General features: G+C 39.9%; 15 protein-coding genes. 12 read left to right on the forward strand and 3 right to left on the reverse strand.

Annotated features, from left to right (window positions below; genetic code table 11):
• Positions 1-864: 864 nt before the first annotated feature.
• From BMX21_RS17185 to BMX21_RS17210, 7 genes are all read left to right on the forward strand, one after another.
• Positions 865-3537 (forward strand): valine--tRNA ligase, encoded by a 2673-nt coding sequence (locus BMX21_RS17185; protein ID WP_092046255.1) that lies wholly within the window; start codon positions 865-867, stop codon positions 3535-3537.
• A gap of 181 nt (positions 3538-3718) precedes the next feature.
• Positions 3719-5140, forward strand: a complete 1422-nt coding sequence (locus BMX21_RS17190; protein WP_177174097.1) for a bifunctional folylpolyglutamate synthase/dihydrofolate synthase — start codon at positions 3719-3721, stop codon at positions 5138-5140.
• Positions 5133-5306, forward strand: a complete 174-nt coding sequence (locus tag BMX21_RS19465) for a hypothetical protein (RefSeq protein ID WP_022754591.1) — start codon at positions 5133-5135, stop codon at positions 5304-5306. The genes BMX21_RS17190 and BMX21_RS19465 overlap by 8 nt, the downstream gene beginning before the upstream one ends.
• Positions 5303-6718, forward strand: coding sequence for a tetratricopeptide repeat protein (locus tag BMX21_RS17195; RefSeq protein ID WP_022754590.1), 1416 nt, complete (start codon positions 5303-5305; stop codon positions 6716-6718). The genes BMX21_RS19465 and BMX21_RS17195 overlap by 4 nt, the downstream gene beginning before the upstream one ends.
• A 9-nt stretch (positions 6719-6727) precedes the next feature.
• A complete protein-coding gene (locus tag BMX21_RS17200) occupies positions 6728-6982 on the forward strand; it encodes a hypothetical protein (RefSeq protein ID WP_022754589.1) in 255 nt (84 codons plus the stop codon).
• Positions 6983-7070: 88 nt separating this feature from the next.
• Entirely contained in the window at positions 7071-7445 is a 375-nt protein-coding gene (locus tag BMX21_RS17205) for a RidA family protein (RefSeq protein WP_092046261.1), read from the forward strand.
• A gap of 45 nt (positions 7446-7490) precedes the next feature.
• Entirely contained in the window at positions 7491-8570 is a 1080-nt protein-coding gene (locus tag BMX21_RS17210) for a tetratricopeptide repeat protein (protein WP_177174098.1), read from the forward strand.
• A gap of 228 nt (positions 8571-8798) precedes the next feature.
• On the opposite strand, the gene BMX21_RS17215 is transcribed toward BMX21_RS17210, so the two are convergent.
• Positions 8799-9287 carry a PH domain-containing protein gene (locus BMX21_RS17215; protein WP_080656181.1) on the reverse strand — a complete coding sequence of 163 codons (489 nt, stop codon included), beginning with the start codon at positions 9285-9287 and terminating at the stop codon, positions 8799-8801.
• A gap of 465 nt (positions 9288-9752) precedes the next feature.
• Between BMX21_RS17215 and BMX21_RS17220 the strand changes: the two genes are divergently transcribed.
• Positions 9753-11414, forward strand: coding sequence for an EAL domain-containing protein (locus BMX21_RS17220; protein ID WP_022757742.1), 1662 nt, complete (start codon positions 9753-9755; stop codon positions 11412-11414).
• Positions 11415-11639: 225 nt separating this feature from the next.
• Here the strand turns inward: BMX21_RS17220 and BMX21_RS17225 are convergent, their stop codons facing one another.
• On the reverse strand, positions 11640-13064 hold the full coding sequence (locus BMX21_RS17225) for an amidophosphoribosyltransferase (protein ID WP_092046267.1): 1425 nt from the start codon (positions 13062-13064) through the stop codon (positions 11640-11642).
• A gap of 368 nt (positions 13065-13432) precedes the next feature.
• On the opposite strand from BMX21_RS17225, the gene BMX21_RS17230 reads away from it, so the two are divergent.
• Together BMX21_RS17230 and BMX21_RS17235 are read left to right on the forward strand one after the other, a co-directional pair.
• Complete coding sequence (locus BMX21_RS17230; protein WP_022756059.1) at positions 13433-14140, forward strand: ABC transporter ATP-binding protein; 708 nt, start codon at positions 13433-13435, stop codon at positions 14138-14140.
• Positions 14134-17220, forward strand: coding sequence for an FtsX-like permease family protein (locus BMX21_RS17235; RefSeq protein ID WP_092046270.1), 3087 nt, complete (start codon positions 14134-14136; stop codon positions 17218-17220). The genes BMX21_RS17230 and BMX21_RS17235 overlap by 7 nt, the downstream gene beginning before the upstream one ends.
• A 44-nt stretch (positions 17221-17264) precedes the next feature.
• Here the strand turns inward: BMX21_RS17235 and BMX21_RS17240 are convergent, their stop codons facing one another.
• A complete protein-coding gene (locus tag BMX21_RS17240; protein ID WP_022756057.1) occupies positions 17265-18140 on the reverse strand; it encodes a phosphoribosylaminoimidazolesuccinocarboxamide synthase in 876 nt (291 codons plus the stop codon).
• 473 nt (positions 18141-18613) lie between these two features.
• Here BMX21_RS17240 and BMX21_RS17245 point away from each other — a divergent pair, with 473 nt between their 5' ends.
• Both BMX21_RS17245 and BMX21_RS17250 read left to right on the forward strand, forming a co-directional pair.
• Positions 18614-18898, forward strand: a complete 285-nt coding sequence (locus tag BMX21_RS17245; RefSeq protein ID WP_092046273.1) for a hypothetical protein — start codon at positions 18614-18616, stop codon at positions 18896-18898.
• Positions 18899-18924: 26 nt separating this feature from the next.
• Positions 18925-19485: a hypothetical protein gene (locus BMX21_RS17250; protein ID WP_022756054.1), complete on the forward strand. Its 561-nt coding sequence runs from the start codon at positions 18925-18927 to the stop codon at positions 19483-19485.
• The last annotated feature ends 61 nt before the right edge of the window (positions 19486-19546 follow it).

Here is a 19546-nt window from a genome sequence, read left to right on the forward strand (position 1 = left end):
AAATCATAAAAATCAGCAAATAGGTTAACATAAACTTTTTTGATCAAGATATATGTTAACCGAACAATTGCATAAAATTGTTCGAATTTTTGCAAAAAAAGCATCTGTGAAGGTACAAAAGTAGTTAAAAGATCATGAAACTGACACTAATGTCTATGTGGATAACTCCGTGGAAACTGGGGATTATTTAAAAAACGAGTTTCAAGAATCGCATAAGAACGCTATTTTGACAAACTTATGAAATACCGTTAAACGCGTAATGGATTTTGGAACAAGAACTGGTGTAGTCAATAGAATTATGTAAACCATAAAATGTATGACACAGGTGTCATTTTTCTGATAAAATCATATTTGGATATATAAAAGTTATATTCTTGTTATGAGATCATGAACTTAATATATTTTGAATAAAACTTGACAAGTCTTATGCAAGTGATAAGATAAAAATAATTTTAATATGGCGTAGGTAGTTTTATAGATGCCTTCGCTTAGGCGATAAGGAAGAGGAGTAAGGTTACAGACACTCAACAGAGAGCATTTGATAGGGTGGAAAAATGCGTGTTGTCGTATCCTGAAGGTAGCTTCTGTACATTGTACATAGAAATGCATCCCTGTATTCCTAAAAACGTATTATGTACTAGCCGGATTGCTCAGAAAGTATTTGTGTGAATACAAAGGCAGTCCCGGGTGCTCTCCGTTACAGGCTAAATGAGCATGGATCTTTTGTACTGGTCCATGGAATCAAGGTGGTACCGCGTTTATGACGCCCTTGGCCGATAATGTCCGGCCGAGGGCTTTTTTTATTGCAATAAATAGCCAGGCAGTGGACGAAACCAGATCATAGTCATAAGAAAGGAAGAAACCATGAAAAAAGAACTGGCAAAGAATTATGATCCTCAGGGTATTGAGAATCGTCTTTACAGCAAGTGGGAAGAAAAAAAGTATTTCCATGCAGAAGTTGATGAAACTAAGAAACCATTCACTATTGTGATCCCGCCCCCAAATATCACAGGACAGCTCCATATGGGACATGCCCTTGATAACACAATGCAGGATATTCTCATTAGATATAAGAGAATGGAAGGATATAATGCACTCTGGCAGCCAGGAACAGACCATGCTTCCATAGCAACAGAGGTTAAGGTTATAAATGAGCTCAAGAAGCAGGGCATCACCAAGGCTGATCTTGGTCGTGAAGGCTTCCTTGAGAAGTGCTGGGACTGGAGAAAAGAGTATGGCGGACGTATCGTTAAGCAGCTCAAAAAACTCGGTTCTTCATGTGATTGGGACAGAGAACGTTTTACAATGGATGAAGGCTGTAACAAGGCCGTTACCGAAGTATTCGTTAAGATGCATGAAAAAGGATATATTTACAAGGGCAAGAGAATGGTTAACTGGTGCCCTATATGTAAGACTTCTATCTCAGATGCAGAAGTAGAATACAAAGAGCAGGCAAGCCATTTCTGGCACATTAAGTATCCTCTTATCGAGGACGATGGAACTGTTTCTACAACTAAGTTCCTGGAGTTTGCAACAACACGTCCTGAGACTATGCTTGGTGATACAGCAGTAGCTGTAAACCCTGAAGATCCAAGATACAAGGATTACATCGGCAAGAATGTAATGCTTCCTATAATCAACCGTCCTATTCCTGTAGTTGGCGATGAACACGCTGATATGGAATTCGGTACAGGTGTTGTTAAGATCACTCCCGGTCATGACCCTAACGACTTTGAAGTTGGTAAGCGTCATAACCTTGAAGTTATCAACATACTCAACGACGATGCTACTATCAATGAAAATGGTGGCAAGTTCGAAGGTATGGACCGCTATGAAGCAAGAAAGCTTATCGTAGAAGAACTTGATAATATGGGACTTTTAGTATCCATAGAAGATATGACTCACAACGTAGGAACTCACGACAGATGCGGTGAGACAGTTGAGCCTATGGTTAAAGATCAGTGGTTCGTTAAGATGGACGAGCTCATCAAGCCTGCAGTTAAGGCTATTGAAGATGGCGAGATCCAGCTTATTCCCAAGTCTATGGAAAAGACATATTATAACTGGACCAATAACATCAAAGACTGGTGTATATCACGTCAGCTCTGGTGGGGACACAGAATCCCTGCATGGTACTGTGATGAGTGCGGTGAGATCGTTGTTGCCAAAGAGGCACCTACAGTATGTCCTAAGTGCGGATGCAAGCATCTGACACAGGATCCTGATACACTTGATACATGGTTCTCATCAGCCCTTTGGCCTTTTGAGACACTTGGATGGCCTGAGATCACAGAGGATCTTAAATATTTCTATCCTACAGATGTTCTTGTAACAGGATACGATATCATCTTCTTCTGGGTTATCAGAATGATATTCTCAGGATTTGAACAGATGGGAGAGAAACCTTTCAAGACAGTTCTGTTCCATGGCCTTGTAAGAGACTCTCAGGGTCGTAAGATGAGTAAGTCACTTGGTAACGGTATCGATCCTCTTGAGATCATCGATCAGTATGGCGCTGATGCACTTCGTCTTACACTTATTACAGGTAATGCACCTGGTAACGATATGCGTTTCTACATCGAGCGTGTTGAGAACAGCCGTAACTTTGCCAATAAGGTATGGAATGCTTCACGTTTCATCATGATGAATATGGGTGATGATGAAGAGAGTGCTATCAATAAGCCTGCACCAGAGGGACTTGAACCTGTTGACCACTGGATACTGTCCAAGTTCAATAACACTGTAAAAGAAGTTACTGACAACATGGACAAGTTTGAGATGGGTATCGCTGTTCAGAAGGTTTATGACTTTATCTGGGAAGAGTTCTGTGACTGGTACATCGAAATGGTTAAGCCTAGACTCTACAACTCAGACAATAAGGTATCAAGATATGCTGCTATGTGGACACTTCAGACTGTTCTTATAGGCGGTCTCAAGCTCCTTCATCCGTTCATGCCTTTCATTACAGAGGAGATCTTCTGCACTATTCAGGACGAAGAGGAGTCTATCATGATCTCTTCATGGCCTGTATACAAGGATGAATGGAACTTCGCTGATGATGAGAAGAGTATTGAGACTATCAAGGAAGCTGTTCGCGGTATTCGTAACGTTAGAACTCAGATGAATGTTGCACCAAGCCGTAAAGCTAAGGTATTCGTAGTATCTGATAGCGATGAGATGCTTGATATCTTCAGAACAGGTAAGCTTTTCTTTGAGTCTCTTGCATATGCTAACGAATCAGTATGCCAGAAGGACAAGGAAGGAATTGCAGATGATGCAGTTTCTGTAGTTATCCCAGGATGCAATATCTACATTCCTTTTGCAGAACTTGTAGATATAAAGGCGGAGATAGAGCGTCTTAATAAGGAGAAGGGCAAGCTTGAAGGTGAGCTTAAGAGATCACAGGCTATGCTCTCTAACGAGAAGTTCCTTTCTAAGGCTCCTGAAGCTAAGATTGCTGAGGAAAAAGAAAAGCAGGCAAAATATAAACAGCAGTATGATCAGATTGTTGAAAGACTTGCTCAGCTTGAGAAATAATAGTATTAAAATGTGAGATCATAATAACAATACGGTCTTACATCATTACAGAAAAAACGGTATATCCGCAGGTAAAAATATAGTGCCTGCGGATATATATTTATAGAGGACTCGCTTGCTCACGGCATAAGCTTAAAGATGAATGAGTCAGCACATCATATTAAAGCAGGCAATGGAATATATGACTTACAATACAAATGATCTCAAACAGAATATTATTAATATAAAAAACATACAAAAACAAAACAAACTGACTCTTGCAGCGTGTGAGGAGTTTCTAAATAGCCTGCCTTACTGCACAGTCAAGCATACTATTTCTGAAAACAAAGCTTTTCTTGAATATATGAAAAGCCCTGACAAGGATATGAAGATCATCCATGTTGCAGGAACCAACGGTAAGGGCTCCGTATGCAATTATGTATCATCGATACTGCTGCATAGTGGTTATCATATAGGAATGTTCACTTCTCCTCATCTTGTAGATATTACGGAGAGGTTCAAAATAGATGGATCAGATATATCCGAAGATGTATTTAGAGATGCTTTTTGCAAAATCCTTGAAATTATAGAGGAATACAATAAGCAAAAAGATCACACGTATTCAATAAATAAGACAGATAAAATAGATGAAGATGGTGCTGGTTTCTTTTTTCCATCATACTTTGAATATCTTTTCTTTATGGCGATGATAGTATATACGGATCATCCGGTAGACTATCTGGTACTTGAAACAGGCCTTGGCGGGCTTTTGGATGTTACAAATACTATAGATAAGCCTGTAGTATGTGTGATTACTGAGATCGGCATGGATCATATGCAGTATCTTGGAGATACTTATGAGAAGATAGCAGCTCACAAGGCCGGGATTATCAAAACAGACGTACCGGTTATCTTTTTTGACAAAAGACCTGAGAGCACACAAGTAATCCGTGAAATTGCCATGCAAAAAGGTGCCAGAACCCATATGATTTCAGAAGAAAGCATAAAAAACGTCAAGCTTTGCAGGGATGATGAGGGCAATAAGTACGTTGATTTTTGCTATGATTCTGAGTATTATAATTATGTTGGATTATGCCTTCATACAAGTGCAATATATCAGACTCAGAACAGTGCACTTGCCATAAGTTGTATCGAAGAACTCAAGAATACAGGGGCTTTGGTATCTTATGATGATATAAGGATGGGATTATCTGGTGCTATGTGGCCATGCCGCATGGAAGAGATAAGACCGGGATTTATAGTAGATGGAGCGCATAATACAGATGGAATGGAAGCTTTTCTTGCAAGTGTAAGGGATATAGGCACGAAAGGTCGCAAGATTCTACTGTTTGGAGCTGTTTCAGACAAACAGTACAAGCTGATGGCTTCCATGATCGGTGATAGCAGGATATTTGACATTATCGCGGTGACTTGTCTTAAGACTTCAAGATCTTTGGACATGGACAGACTTACAGATGCATTTAAAGGTTATGACAATGTATCATTTTATGATAGCGTATCAGAAGCTACCGCATATATAGATTCAATTAGAACACAAGACGATTTGATCTTTGCGGCCGGTTCATTATATTTGGCCGGTCAGCTCAGGGAGACATATGATTAATTTCGAAGAAGAACTCAAAAAATTCCGCCCAAGCCTTGAAATAGAAGATGCTGAAGAACTGATACATAATCAGGATCTTGATGATATGGCGGATATTCTTGTAAGGATGATGAAAGAAGCTGAAAATGCTCCCAAAAAATCCAAGAATGGGCGAGGCAATATATGATTTGCTACAGATGCGGAAGTACTCTAACTGAGAGCGAGTTCTGCCCGGAATGTGGTGAAAATGTAGCCTTGTACAAAAAGGTTATAAGCCTTTCCAATGTATATTATAATGACGGCCTTCAGAAGGCTACAGTCAGAAATCTTTCCGGTGCTATTAACTCTCTTCAGCACAGTATAAAACTTAATAAGAATAATATCGAGGCCAGAAACCTTCTGGGCCTTGTCTATTATGAAGTTGGCGAAGTCGTTCCGGCTCTGTGTGAATGGGTCATAAGTAAGAACCTTCAGACATCAGACAATCATGCAGATGACTATATGGAAGAGCTTCGCAACAATCCTACTCATCTGGATGTTGTAAACCAGTCTGTAAGAAAATATAATGTAGCACTCAGGTACTGCGAAGAAGGAAGCCTTGATGTTGCAGTTATCCAGCTCAAAAAGATACTGCAGTCCAATCCTAATTTCCTTGCAGCTCATCAGCTCCTTGGACTTTTGTATCTTAACAACGGTTCATATTCCAAGGCCAAAAAAGAGCTTACAAGAGCTCTTCGAATAGATAACGGAAGCACTAAGACCAGGTTTTATCTTCAGGAAGCGGAGAAGATGCTGTCTCCTGATGATGACGATGATAAGACTGTCAAGGAGAGATCCGAAACAGGTGATGTTATCGAGTATAGAAGCGGTAATGATACTATCATCCAGCCTGTACATAGTATGCAGCCCAAAGGAACAGTATCTCTTATAAGTGTGTTTATAGGTATAGTACTGGGACTTCTTGCAGCAATATTCCTCGTACTTCCTGCCAAGATACAGGATATCAATGATGAGGCAAGCGCAAGGATTGCTGCTATAAGCGAAGAAGGTGACCTTAAGTCATCGCTTCTTCAGGAGAATCAGAATACTGTAAATGATCTGAATGACCAGATAGCAGACCTTCAGGCGACAATAGAGTCTTATTCAGAGAACGATGTTACAGTTGAAGCTATGAATGAGCTGATGGCAGCAGTTGATGTATACATTCAGACGCCAAATGATACAAAGAGTATAGCTCAACATATGGATCTTGTTAATATGGACAAGATAAGTGAATCAGCATCTGAAGAGTTTTCTGCTTTGTATGGCACTATGATGGAACTGGTAGGACCTACACTTAGCGATTATTATTATAAGCTTGGTTATAAAGCATATACTTCACAGGACTATGACAGCGCGATAACAGATCTTGCCAAATCTTACGGCTATGACAATACCAATGAGCCTGCTCTGTACTTCCTTGGAAGTGCATATTATGAAAACGGCGATTATGACAAGGCCAAGAAAGCATATAATGAAGTCATGTCACTGTTCCCGGATACCAAGTATGCTAATAATGCAGAGACCAAGATTGCAGAGATCAATAACTTAGAAGAGTGATTATAGATTATGGAACGAGTTATGGAATTTAAGATGGAGCGCCCCGGCCTTTTGAAAGAAGGCGATACCATCACGGTCACAGAGGGAGTCCTTCCGAGTAATTATTATTATACAATTGATCCGTCTCTTGCTATGAGTGGCAATTATCCTTTTAATCAAAGGATGCTTGCAAGAGAAGGTAAGGTCATTAAAGTGGAAGAGAATGCCAGAGGCTTCTACGTTACAGCGGTATTTGAAGAACAGGAAAACAAATCTGTTTTTTAAAAACGCTTTGGATCATGTGTATTTAGTATAAGTATTATTATTTGTACTATAAGTATTTTTTAAATCTATATCTAAGGAGGAAGTTATTATGAAAAAAGTATCTACAGACAAGGCTCCGGCAGCTATCGGACCATATTCACAGGGTATAATCGCGGGTGATTTTCTTTATGCATCAGGTCAGATTCCGATCAATCCTGCAACAGGTGAGATTGAAGGAGCTGATATCGAAGAGCAGACTGATCTAGTATGCCGCAATATCGGAGAGATATTAAAGGCAGCAGGAACAGACTATGAGCATGTAGTTAAGACAACATGCTTCCTTGCAGATATGGGCGACTTTGCCAAGTTCAACGGAGTATATGAGAAATACTTTACAGGTAAGCCTGCAAGAAGCTGTGTTGCTGTCAAGCAGCTTCCTAAGAATGTACTGTGCGAAGTTGAGATAATTGCTCATCTTAAATAAATTATTCTATGATATATGTCAATTAAGAACCGGGGGATACTCAGAATGAGGGGACGAGATAAAGCGCTTATTGCTATGGCTCTTACAATGGTGATGATGCTAAGTGGATGCTCATCATCACAAACAGATAATCTTCTTGATTCCGGAATCAAATATATTCAGGATCATGAGTATCAGAAAGCTAAAGAGACGCTTGAAAAGGCTCTTTCACAGGGTGCAAGCAAGCATGACTGCTGTAGGGTTCTTGGCATATGCTCTTTGGAGCAGGGCGATTATGATAGTGCTATAGAGTACTTCAAAACAGCTCTATCCTCAGGCAATGGCATAATTCATGATGTAGACTTTGATACCAACTTCTATCTTGCCAAGGCATATTATCTTAATGATGATTACAGTGATGCTATTAGTGTATATAATGCGATACTGAATCTTCGAAAGAATGATAAGAATGCTATATACATGCGAGGCGTCTGCTATCTGGAACAGGGAGATCATGATCTTGCAATGACGGACTTCCAGACTGTTATGAAGCTGGATCCTAAGGGATATGACAGGATCATAGAGATCTATCAGCTCCTTGCAGACAACGGGTATGAAGATGAGGGCATAGAAATCCTTGAAGGCGTAAGGGATCAGAACCATATGACCAACTATGAACTGGGACAGATAGCTTTCTATCTTGGCAATAACGCTGAGGCTCAGAACTATCTGGAGCTTGCCAGGAATGAAAAGAATGATATGGACAAATCACCTATCATTCTGCTCCTTGGTCAGACCGGTGAAAAACAAGGTGATTATAATTATGCAATAAGTGTATATAAATCATACCTTGAGGAAAATGACGAGCATGCTGAGATATACAACAGGTTGGGACTGTGTGAGATGCAGATGGCTGTATCTTACAATGATATAAGTTATTACAGCATGGCTATTAATGATTTTGAAACAGGTCTTGCACTTAATGATCCCAATGAGAACAAGGCGCTTCTTCGAAATGAGATAACAGCATATGAGTATACCGGAGATTTTGAAACAGCCAATTCTCTTATGAGTACCTATCTGTCATTGTATCCGGATGATGAAGAAGCTCAAAGAGAAGCTGTATTTATAGCAACAAGGATATAGATATTGTCTCTGTAAGTACAGTATCTTCGAAGACTTAGCATATGATACGTGTATGCTTGGCAGATTACAAGGTCTAACATAGTAAGTCTATGACAGTAGATTTATGTCAGTAAATCTAAGTTAGTGTATAAGCATGAAAATGTTTCCTAAAATGGATCTTGAAACAAAACTAAAATAATGTAGGTGTAAAAAGGAACTTTTTACACCTACATTATTTTATAAAAAACATCAGTGCTGGAGATCATCAGGGATTCCGTCATGGTTTAGATCAACGCCTTGATCCATTCCGGGATATTCATCCATATGATGATGACCATCATGGTAACTTAAGTTCTGGGTTGCTACAGTTCTTCTGCGAAGTCTGCATGCTTCTGACTGAGATAGAAGGAAGTCCTTGATCTCTTTGCCATGCTTGATATTCTTAAGCTCGATCTTGTCACCTGAAGCATCTGAAGCTACAAAGCAGGTTATAGTAGAAAGACCGAAAATCCTCTGACCTAGAGTACGTTTGATATTAACATCAGCTATCTTGTAAAGATAGCAGTCATCTTCGTCGAGATTGAGAAGTCCCTTAATGACTACAAGGTCATTCTCATAGATCTGATAATGTGTGAAAGGCCACGGAATTCCAAAAAAGCGCAGACGTGTAGTCTCCTTGAAAACTAGATTGCCTTTGGCTGTAAGAGATGGACCTGATTCCATGATTGGATCTGCCATTGTACACCTCCTGTTATTTTGTGGTTTTTTCTTATAATAAGCGAAAACATAGTAAAAGTAAAGATTACTATAATATGACGTAAGGGTCAAAAGTCATTTCGATTCGAGCTTGCTCGAAATCGAATATGAATTTATGACCCGCAAAACATGAGCAAAGTAGCACGTAGTGCGGATTTGCGAATGTTTTAGGATTGTGAGAGTTTCGAAGAAACGGAACAATCCGTTAGTCATATGGTGTCAAAAGGAACTTTTGACACCTACCTCATAATATGGGAACGGTGACGGAATCTTGTATATAATATAGGGCAAAATGTAGAAATTTAACGAAATCATCTAAAATAATGGCATTTTTGTCAGTAATGACATAAAATATAAATGCGATACTATTTTTTATATCAGATTCAAAATATTATCTAGTTTTTTGTACGGCTGGGGAGAGTGATATTAGCCGTATAGGGAGGAAATATGCCTAGGACCGGACTTAATGACACAATAAGTAGGATATTTGATACTTTTGTAGTTGTATCTAAGAGCCGATATGCAGTTGTGTATGATATCTTTAATCACTATGCAAGATGGTCAACCAATGCAGTAGAATTTTTCGGACTGTCAGGAGAATATATAGAGAATGCCGACGATGACTGGCACAAACGTATCCATCCTGATGACCGTAAGAATTATGAACAGCGTATAACCGCCATGATAGCAGGTATCAATCAGGAAGCTCCTATGGAGTATAGAGCTATGGACAAGAATGGTGAGTACGTAGCCTGCTCCAGCAAAGGAACTATCATAAAGGATTATTCGGGTAGACCTGCTTATCTTGCATTCTTTATTACCAATCACGGAATAGTTTCAAACAGAGATCCGATCACAGATACAGACAATCTGTATCAGCTGTTCAATGAACTTCGTCAAAGACGTGATCGCAAGCAGAAATCTGTTGTTCTTGTAATTGATACAATAAGATTTGATGATATTAACCGTACATACGGTTATTCTTTTGGTAATCAGCTTCTGAGAGCACAGGCAGATCTTTTTTCTAATCTTGTTAAGAGTGATGGCAAGATATACAGAGGTGATGGAACGAGCCTTGTAGCTATAACAGGTTCGCTGTCTCTTGATGAAGTAAGGCGTCTGTATTCGAGGATGCGTGAGCAGCTTAAGACTGCGTTCTACGTTGCCGGCACAAGAGTTCCTGTAAGTATTGCAGGTGGTATAGTCGTTGTTGAGAACTTTGCTCTTGATGAGCATACTATATATACAAGTGCCAAGTATGCTTTGGATGTATCCAAGGATATGAATCATGGCGGACTTGTAGTATATCACAATGAACATCAGGAACAGAATGCAAGACGTATAGAGCTCCTTGATGCAATACGTGCAGATATCATGAACAGATGTGAAGGCTTCTATCTTGTGTACCAGCCTATAGTATCTTCCAAAGATAATCATATGATAGGTGCAGAGGTTCTTATTAGATGGAAGAGTGAGAAATATGGCGAGGTAATGCCTGATACATTTATACCTCTTTTAGAGAATGACAGTGTATTCTTTGAGCTTGGTAACTGGATCCTGGAGCAGGCATTTAATGAAACTCGTGGAATAGTAGCAGTATTCCCTGATTTCATGCTCAATATAAATCTTACATTCATGCAGCTTGAGCGAAGCGAGTTCAGAACTTCTCTTATGGAACTGCTGCGACGTACCAGATTCCCGGTTAAGAATCTTACGCTTGAACTTACTAAGCGTTGCCGTGACATGAGTAGAGAGCATCTTAAGAGTCAGGTAGACTTTATGAAGTCACTTGGAAGCCAGATAGCTCTTGATGTGGAAGACTTTAGCTCACTTGATCTTCTAAGACTTCTTCCTATAGACCTTATCAAGGTTGACAGAAGATTCCTTAGAGATATAGACAAGAACCTTGTAAACCAGTACATAGTAGAAGCTATGTCAGGCTTTGCACACAACATGAATGTACATGTTGCACTTACAGGTATCGAGAATGCTGAGATGCTTGGCTTTGTAAGAGATAAGTTCCCTGCAGATTCTTTCCAGGGTTATTACTATTCCAAGCCTGTAAGTATCGAAGAGCTCAAGAAGCTTCCTTTGTATCATGCGACTTGACAGACGCTGAATTGATAAGAAGTTAGATAAAAAAATAAAAGAATATCGTATATATTATTTTTATAATTTATATCAGGATGATATATACGATATGTTTAACAAAATGAATATAAAAAAGCTTTCTTACTGATGATCAAAATAGTAAGAAAGCTTTTTATTATTATTATTATCTCAAGCTTCCCATTTGGTGATACTGCACCATCCAAGTGGGAAGTTAGTTATTATTTAGCCTTTGCCGTTCCAGCAGTATGTGCAGAGCTTGCAGGACTCTATACCGATACCTTCGATCATATCGTCAAGTCTGTGATAGTGAAGAGAAGTGAAGTTGAGCTGCTTTCTGATCTCTTCAAGCATTGCTGCGTACTGCTCTGAATCCGGATCTGTATATTTATCAAGAGTTTCTCTTGAAGGATTAGAATTGCCTTCAAGTTGTTCGATAACTCGTCTTGTGATAAGCTCTCTGTCTGAGTTGGATCTGGAGAAGCTTATATAAGGACATCCGAATACAAGCGGAGGGCATGCGGGACGGATGTGTACTTCTTTAGCTCCCTTGTCATACAGATATTCTGTAGTCTCTCGTAGCTGCGTTCCTCTAACGATAGAATCATCGATAAGGAGGAGTTTTTTATCTTTGATAAGGTCCTCTATAGGGATCAGCTTCATCTTGGCAATAAGATTACGCCTTGACTGGATAGTAGGCATAAAGGATCTGGGCCATGTAGGTGTGTACTTAACAAATGGTCTTGCATATGGGATACCTGATCTGTTAGAGTATCCGATCGCATGTGCAACTCCGGAATCCGGAACGCCGGCGATAAGATCAGGATATACGTTCCTTCGCTGGATATCTCTGTCAGCAAGTTTGAAACCGCAGTTATATCTTGCCTGCTCTACGTTGAGCCCTTCATAGGATGCTGCAGGGAATCCGTAATAGATCCAGAGGAATGTGCAGATCTTCATCTCTTTGCGGGGAGCTGAGAGTGTCTCTACTCCGTCAGCAGTAAGGAATACGATCTCTCCGGGGCCTAGTTCTTTATAAGGTTCATATCCAAGGTTAAGATATGAGAAGCTTTCAAAACAAGCACAGTATGCGCCTTCTTTATGGCCGATTTCTACAGGAGTACGGCCGAACTTGTCGCGGGCTGCATAGATTCCGTCTTTGGTCATAACAAGAAGTGTCATAGAACCCTTGATATGATCCTGAGCAAAACGGATACCGTCTACTATGGTATCCTGCTGATTGATAAGAGAAGCTACAAGCTCAGTTGGATTTACATCTCCGCCGCTCATCTCAAGGAAGTGAGAACGGTTATTCTCAAAGAGTTTATCTGTAAGCTCGTCAACATTATTGATCCTGCCGACTGTAGTGATAGCATATGTGCCATGATGAGAGCGAACGATAAGAGGCTGAGGCTCAAAGTCTGAAATACAGCCTATTCCGATATTTCCTTTCATGTGAAGGATATCTTTGTCGAATTTAGGACGGAAGTTTGAAGATTCAATGTTGTGGATAGCGCGGTCAAAACCCTTTTCACTGTCGTATACCGCCAGACCTGCGCGTCTTGTTCCCAAATGTGAATGATAATCAGTTCCATAGAATAGATCAAAAACTGCATCCTCGTGAGATGCTAATCCGAAAAAACCACCCATGCATGCCTCTTTCTGTAATAAAATAGGGATTTTATTGCCATGTTTAAAATTGTAGTTTGAACGTTCAGTCAAACTTTTTGCCACGACAATAATACCATGAAATAAGTCATTAATAACTACAAAATTAATATTTTGTATAGTTGCATAAAAACAGTCCATTATAAAGGAAATTTATATCAAAATTTATATAGTCTAAAAAACCGCTTAATGAGTCGGTAGATTTATATGCAAAAAGGGAGGGAACGATTCATTGTCAGAAGCAGAGGATATTCCTGACAGACTCTTATAAAATCCTTCAAATAAGCCGAAAAATGATAAGGATAATTGTACAACAGATAACTTGCTAAGTATAAAAGAGGTTATGAGATATGGATAGTAGTTATATCACATTTGACAATGTTGTAAAGCAGTACAACATGGGTGAAGTGCCGATCAAAGCAGTAGACGGAGCATCTTTTACCATAGATAAGGGTAAGTTCACTATCATAGTGGGACCTTCCGGAGCCGGCAAGACTACAGTTCTAAATATGCTAGGAGGAATGGATGTATGTACATCAGGGACCATCATCGTGGATGATGTCCTTGTCAGCGGCTTTAACAGGCGTCAGCTTACTATGTACAGACGATATGATATAGGATTTGTATTCCAGTTCTATAACCTGATACAGAATCTGACAGCCAAAGAGAATGTTGAGCTTGCTTCCCAGATCTGTAAAGAGCCTATGGACGCCCTTGAAGCTCTCGAAAGAGTGGGGCTTTCACACCGCGTCAACAACTTCCCGGCGCAGCTATCAGGTGGTGAACAGCAAAGAGTTGCCATAGCCAGAGCTCTTGCTAAGAATCCTAAGATACTTCTATGCGATGAGCCAACAGGTGCCCTTGACTATGTGACCGGCAAGCAGGTACTTAAGATCCTTCAGGATATGGCAAGAAAGCAGGGAATCACTGTAGTTGTCATAACGCACAACCTTGCTATATGCCCTATGGCTGATCGTGTCATACACATTAGAAACGGTAAGGCTGACAGAATCGATGATAATCTGCATCCTACAGATATAGAGGATATTGAATGGTAATTATAACTGATGCATTTAGAGAGATTAGAAAGTCAATAAAAAGGTTCTTATCACTGCTCCTTCTGGTAATGCTGGCGGCAGCTTTCCTGTCAGGTCTTCGTACTACATCACCTGACATGAAGTATACTGCGTCAAGATATTATAAGGACAGGAAGCTTATGGATATCCGTATGCTTTCTACCCTCGGCTTTATGGAAGAAGACCTTTTAAAGGTGTCTTCGTATGAAGGTGTTGCATATGCAGAAGGCTCAAGACAGGTAGACCTTCTGCTTGGGAATCTTGTAGTATCTGTTTTTTCAAATCCCAGTGATATCAACCTCCTGTATCTAAAAGAAGGAAGGTATGCAACCAAGAATGGCGAGTGCGTAATAGACAGTTTACTTGTAGATGAAATGGGCCTTAAGGTTGGAGATGTCATCACGCTGACTGATCCTGATAAGGATGATGAGGATGATGAAGTCACAGAATCTGTGAATGATAATGCAGATACTGCAAAAGACGATCCTGAAATATCAACTGGTGAAAAAGATAAAAATGATAGTGTATCAGAAAATAGCAATACAGAATCCATAGAGACAGACGAAAGCGAAGATACAAACAAGGATGAAGCAAAAACTGCAGATTCAGAAAATGATAATAATGCAGATATAAATGATAATACTGCTGATACAGAAGATGATAATACTATAAACACGGATTTTGATACAGAAGTTGATTCACAGGTAGATACAGATATTGAGGTGGCTTCTACCAGGCTTAATGATTATACCTATACTATAGTAGGTATAGCGGACAGCCCTTTATTTGTATCTGTTGACAGAGGTACATCCAACATCGGTACAGGTACTATTGCAGCTTTCATATATGTACCGGAGACAGAATATGACTGGGATTACTATACAGCTATATATCTGATGCTGGATAAGACAGCTGATATGGAAGCTTATACTTCCAAATATGAAGACTATACCAAAGATTTTGCCAAGAAGATGGAAAGCTTTGCGGATGGCCTTGTAGAGTCCAGGTATGAATACCTGCATGATAAGAGCCAGAGTATACTTGATGACAGCCAGGCCAAAATTGATGATGGAAGAGTAAGGCTTGATGAAGCCCAGGCTCAGATTGACGATGCACAGAGTAAAATAGATGACGGACTAAAAGAACTTGATGCCACTCAGAAGATGATCGATGAATCGCCCTATGAGATGCCGGATGTACAGGAACAGCTTGATGAATCGTATAAAGAGTTGGCAGATGCTCAGGAAGAGGTAGATGATGCCAAAGCAAAGATTACAGATGCCAGATCAGAAATAGAAGATGGACAGACCAGGATAGACGATGCTCAAAAAGACATAGATGACATGGACACAGGTAAATCCTATGTCCTTTCAAGAAGCGGTAACACAGGATATATGAACTTCAAACAGGATGCTGAGAAGATGGGGGATCTTGCCAAGGTATTCCCTGTTATATTTTATCTTGTAGCAGCCCTGTCATGTCTTACGTCCATGACCAGAATGGTAGAAGATCACAGAGGCGAGATAGGAACACTTAAGGCACTTGGATATGGCTATAGCATGATCTCTATCAAATATATAGGCTATGCTTTCCTTGCAAGTTTTACAGGCGGAATTATAGGACTTATCTGGGGATGTACCCTTCTTCCTGTGCTATGCTTTACTGCATGGAAGGGGCAGTATACACTTCCTGATCTAAAGCTCATAGCACAGCCCGATATCTATATCATGTCTGTAGGTATAGCTGTAGTAGCTGTCACTGGTACTGCCTATCTTGCAAGCCGCGTAGAGCTACAGGCACGTCCTGCCAAGCTTATGAGACCTCGCGCGCCCAAGGCCGGGAAGAGAGTATTTCTTGAAAAAATAGGCTTTATATGGAACCGACTTAAGTTCTCTTCCAAAGTATCTTGCAGAAATCTGTTTAGATATAAGCAGAGATTCTGGATGACAGTAATAGGCATAGCAGGCTGTACATCGCTTCTGGTAGTAGGCCTTGGATTATATGACTCTTTATATACAGTAATAGACAAGCAGTTTGTAGAAGTCACCCATTATGATGCATATCTTGATATATCAGAAGATGTGACAGAAGATGAGCGTAGTGCTATAGACAATGAGATAGAAAACGCAGCTTTAGTAGCTGATCATATGGCTGTATATACCGACATGCCGGCATCAGTATTTGGAGATGACAGCATACTTGGAACATATATCATTGCAGTAAGAGATTATGATGCCTTTAAGAACTTTATCTCCATAGCGCATAGAACTGACAATAAAGAAGTTGTCATGACCAAAGGATCGGCTGATATTCAAAAAGGCACTGCCAAAGCTTTATTTACAGAGAAGCTGGCAGATACCTATGATGCGAAGATTGGAGATGAAGTCGAAGTTGTAATGTCAGATGACAGTGTTGTAAAACTCATTGTGGCTGACATCGTTGAGAACTACGTATACAACTATATATATGTTGATTTTGATGATCTGAATGCCATTACAGATGAGGAACTTTCTGATAACAGATTTATGCTCAAATATAATGAGAATGCCACTGATGAGCAGATTGATGATCTGTCTTCTAAGCTTGTAGCTATGGACGGTGCATCCTCATATACCAGGATCAATTCTGTAGTAGACAGATTCAGTAAATCTCTGGCAGCAGTCAATGTAGCTGTATGTATCATAATAGTAGCTGCGGCAGCTCTTGCTTTTATAGTTCTTTATAACCTGACCAATATCAATATAACAGAAAGAGTAAGAGAACTTGCAACTCTTAAAGTTCTGGGATTTACTGACAAAGAGACTACCAATTATATATACAGGGAGAACACTGTCATGACTTTGGTAGGAATTGTTATCGGTCTATTCCTTGGAAAATACCTTCTCGTGTGGCTTATGAGTACGGTTGAGAATAATTATATGATGTTCGGAAGAGATGTATCTGTTAGAAGTTATATTCTGGCAGCAGCATTGACCGCAGGCTTTTCACTGTTTGTAAATATCATTGCGCATTTTTCTATACAGAAGATAAATATGGTAGAAAGCCTCAAATCGGTAGAATAAAAAAGCGGGAAGCTATGCTATTGTGCTGCTTCCCGCTTGTATTATTATGCCTCGAGATCCTTGCCTGTAAGGAGCTTATATGCTTCTTTGTATTTCTCGATAGTTTTGTCTATAACATCCTGAGGGAGATTGTAGTCGCTGTCAGGATTGGCCTTGAGCCAGTCACGTACGAACTGCTTGTCAAATGAAGGCTGTGAATGACCTGCTTCATATCCCTCTAAAGGCCAGAAACGGCTTGAATCAGGAGTGAGCATCTCATCTGCAAGAACTACTTCGCCATTTTCATCAAGACCGAATTCGAACTTGGTATCAGCGATGATTATGCCCCTTGTAAGTGCATAGTCAGCGCACTTCTTATAAAGAGCTATTGTATAATCGCGGATCTTCTCGGCGTAGTCTCTGCCATGTCCCGGAAAGTCTCTTTCAAGAACTTCTACGCTTCTTTCGAAATCTATATTCTCGTCATGATCACCGATCTCGGCTTTGGTGGAAGGAGTGTAGATAGGCTCAGGGAGCTTGTCGCATTCCTTAAGTCCTTCAGGGAGCTTTATGCCGCATACTGTGCCGTTTGTCTTATAGCTTTCCCAGCCGCTTCCTGTGATGTAACCACGAACGATACACTCTACAGGGATCATTGTAAGCTTTTTGCAAAGCATGCTGTTGCCTGTAAACTGAGGCTGGTTGAAAAATTCAGGCATATCCTTAACATCAGTACTTATCATATGATTGGCAACTATATCAGATGTATAGTCGAACCAGAACTTGGACATCTGAGTCAGAACAGCACCCTTTTTAACAACCTTGTTTTTGAGAATAACGTCGAAAGCGGAGATACGGTCTGTAGCAACCATAATAAGATTGTCTCCTGTATCGTAGATCTCACGAACCTTGCCTTCCTTAATAGGTGTAAACTCCTTCATTTCATGACCTCTCTTAATATGCTTTATATAGTGGCATATAGCCTTTTTATGTTCCGGTACAAGTATATTACACACCCTTTTCAAAAGTAAACATTCTAGATGTAAAAAATAAATTGAACATTCAGTCAAAAAATTGTGCATGTTTTTTGAAAATATTTTTTGCTCGAAATCGATTTCAATTTCTTCCGGCACACAACATTAACGTGGTGTTCATAATTTCGTCATATTATCAATGTAATATTAAATCATCGGAAGAAGATAAATGATCCGAAGCAACCAATAACTTAACTTTTTCATAATGGGCTGTCTGACTCCCCATCAGATGGCCCTCCTCCCTAAAATCCCCGATGAGATCAGCTCATCGGTTTTTTTGTGATGTATAAAGGGAATGTCTTTTCCTCTTTGAAACTAAACTGATACATGATAAAATAATAATGCGCACACTTTTTTACGTACATAAAGGAGGAAGACGTATGGCAGAAGATCGTGTTGAACTTATAAATGAGCTTTATAAGAAGACGTTTGGTAAGGAATACAGTAAATATGGCGATATTCTGGAAAGATACGATAAATCTACCGGAACGCTGTACTGTCGTGCGGACAATAGTGAAGTAAAGTATACCCTTGACCAGATTCAGGGAGCTGAGAAATACCTTCGAGAATCTATAGAGAAGGATCAGAATACCGGAAGAGATACTTATTACAAAATAGCCATGTGTGCAATTAAATTATTGCAGGAGGAAGAACAGCAGGTATAAAAGACGCCGCCGGAAAGGAGCTATCCGTGGAAGTTATCGCAAGCTGCAAAGACTTTTTGGATGATACTGTTAAGTATCAGCTTATAAGGCGATATCAGGACCGTTACTATATACGATTTGAACTTGAAAGCGGATTTATTGCAGAACTTCCGGTTTCTGAGATTCCTACGGGCAAAAATGTTGTAAAGCTTATAACAGACAAGCCGTCTGAGATGATCAAGATAGTGAATGCTTTCAGGCAAAAGGGGGACTGGACAGAGACATCTTATGTGCAGTCAACTATAATAGACTGCTTATTATATAGCGGTGATATGCCCATGACGCAGGCATCCAAGATATGGTCAAAGCTTAGCAGGCACGAAGATCTGGTGCAGGAGATGTACAACATGATAGTGGAAGAAAGTCCCGGCATAAGAAGCGTCAAGGCAGCAGGATTTACAGCCAGAAAGCTCATGGATATAACACAGATGACGCTGATAGGCGCATACCTGTTTATGGTATCACTTCGAGAAGACCCCGAGAAGGCACTTCCGCAGCTCAAAGACATGGTTGTTGATAAACAGACAACCGGATATGACGAAACGTAATGCTTTAATAAATAGATATATTAAAAACATCGCAGCAGAAATAATTGGATCAGATAAATAA

The sequence above is a fragment of the Butyrivibrio sp. TB genome (assembly GCF_900110805.1).
GTDB classification, from domain to species: domain Bacteria; phylum Bacillota; class Clostridia; order Lachnospirales; family Lachnospiraceae; genus Butyrivibrio; species Butyrivibrio fibrisolvens_C.

Bases quoted from the DNA above. Each gene is read 5' to 3' on its own strand.
- BMX21_RS17200 (WP_022754589.1), top strand. From the start codon at position 6,728: ATGGAACGAGTTATGGAATTTAAGATGGAGCGCCCCGGCCTTTTGAAA.
- BMX21_RS19465 (WP_022754591.1), top strand. From the start codon at position 5,133: ATGATTAATTTCGAAGAAGAACTCAAAAAATTCCGCCCAAGCCTTGAA.
- BMX21_RS17225 (WP_092046267.1), bottom strand. From the start codon at position 13,064: ATGGGTGGTTTTTTCGGATTAGCATCTCACGAGGATGCAGTTTTTGAT.
- BMX21_RS17220 (WP_022757742.1), top strand. From the start codon at position 9,753: ATGCCTAGGACCGGACTTAATGACACAATAAGTAGGATATTTGATACT.
- BMX21_RS17185 (WP_092046255.1), top strand. From the start codon at position 865: ATGAAAAAAGAACTGGCAAAGAATTATGATCCTCAGGGTATTGAGAAT.
- BMX21_RS17205 (WP_092046261.1), top strand. From the start codon at position 7,071: ATGAAAAAAGTATCTACAGACAAGGCTCCGGCAGCTATCGGACCATAT.
- BMX21_RS17215 (WP_080656181.1), bottom strand. From the start codon at position 9,287: ATGGCAGATCCAATCATGGAATCAGGTCCATCTCTTACAGCCAAAGGC.
- BMX21_RS17245 (WP_092046273.1), top strand. From the start codon at position 18,614: ATGGCAGAAGATCGTGTTGAACTTATAAATGAGCTTTATAAGAAGACG.
- BMX21_RS17240 (WP_022756057.1), bottom strand. From the start codon at position 18,140: ATGAAGGAGTTTACACCTATTAAGGAAGGCAAGGTTCGTGAGATCTAC.
- BMX21_RS17195 (WP_022754590.1), top strand. From the start codon at position 5,303: ATGATTTGCTACAGATGCGGAAGTACTCTAACTGAGAGCGAGTTCTGC.
- BMX21_RS17230 (WP_022756059.1), top strand. From the start codon at position 13,433: ATGGATAGTAGTTATATCACATTTGACAATGTTGTAAAGCAGTACAAC.
- BMX21_RS17210 (WP_177174098.1), top strand. From the start codon at position 7,491: ATGAGGGGACGAGATAAAGCGCTTATTGCTATGGCTCTTACAATGGTG.
- BMX21_RS17235 (WP_092046270.1), top strand. From the start codon at position 14,134: ATGGTAATTATAACTGATGCATTTAGAGAGATTAGAAAGTCAATAAAA.
- BMX21_RS17190 (WP_177174097.1), top strand. From the start codon at position 3,719: ATGACTTACAATACAAATGATCTCAAACAGAATATTATTAATATAAAA.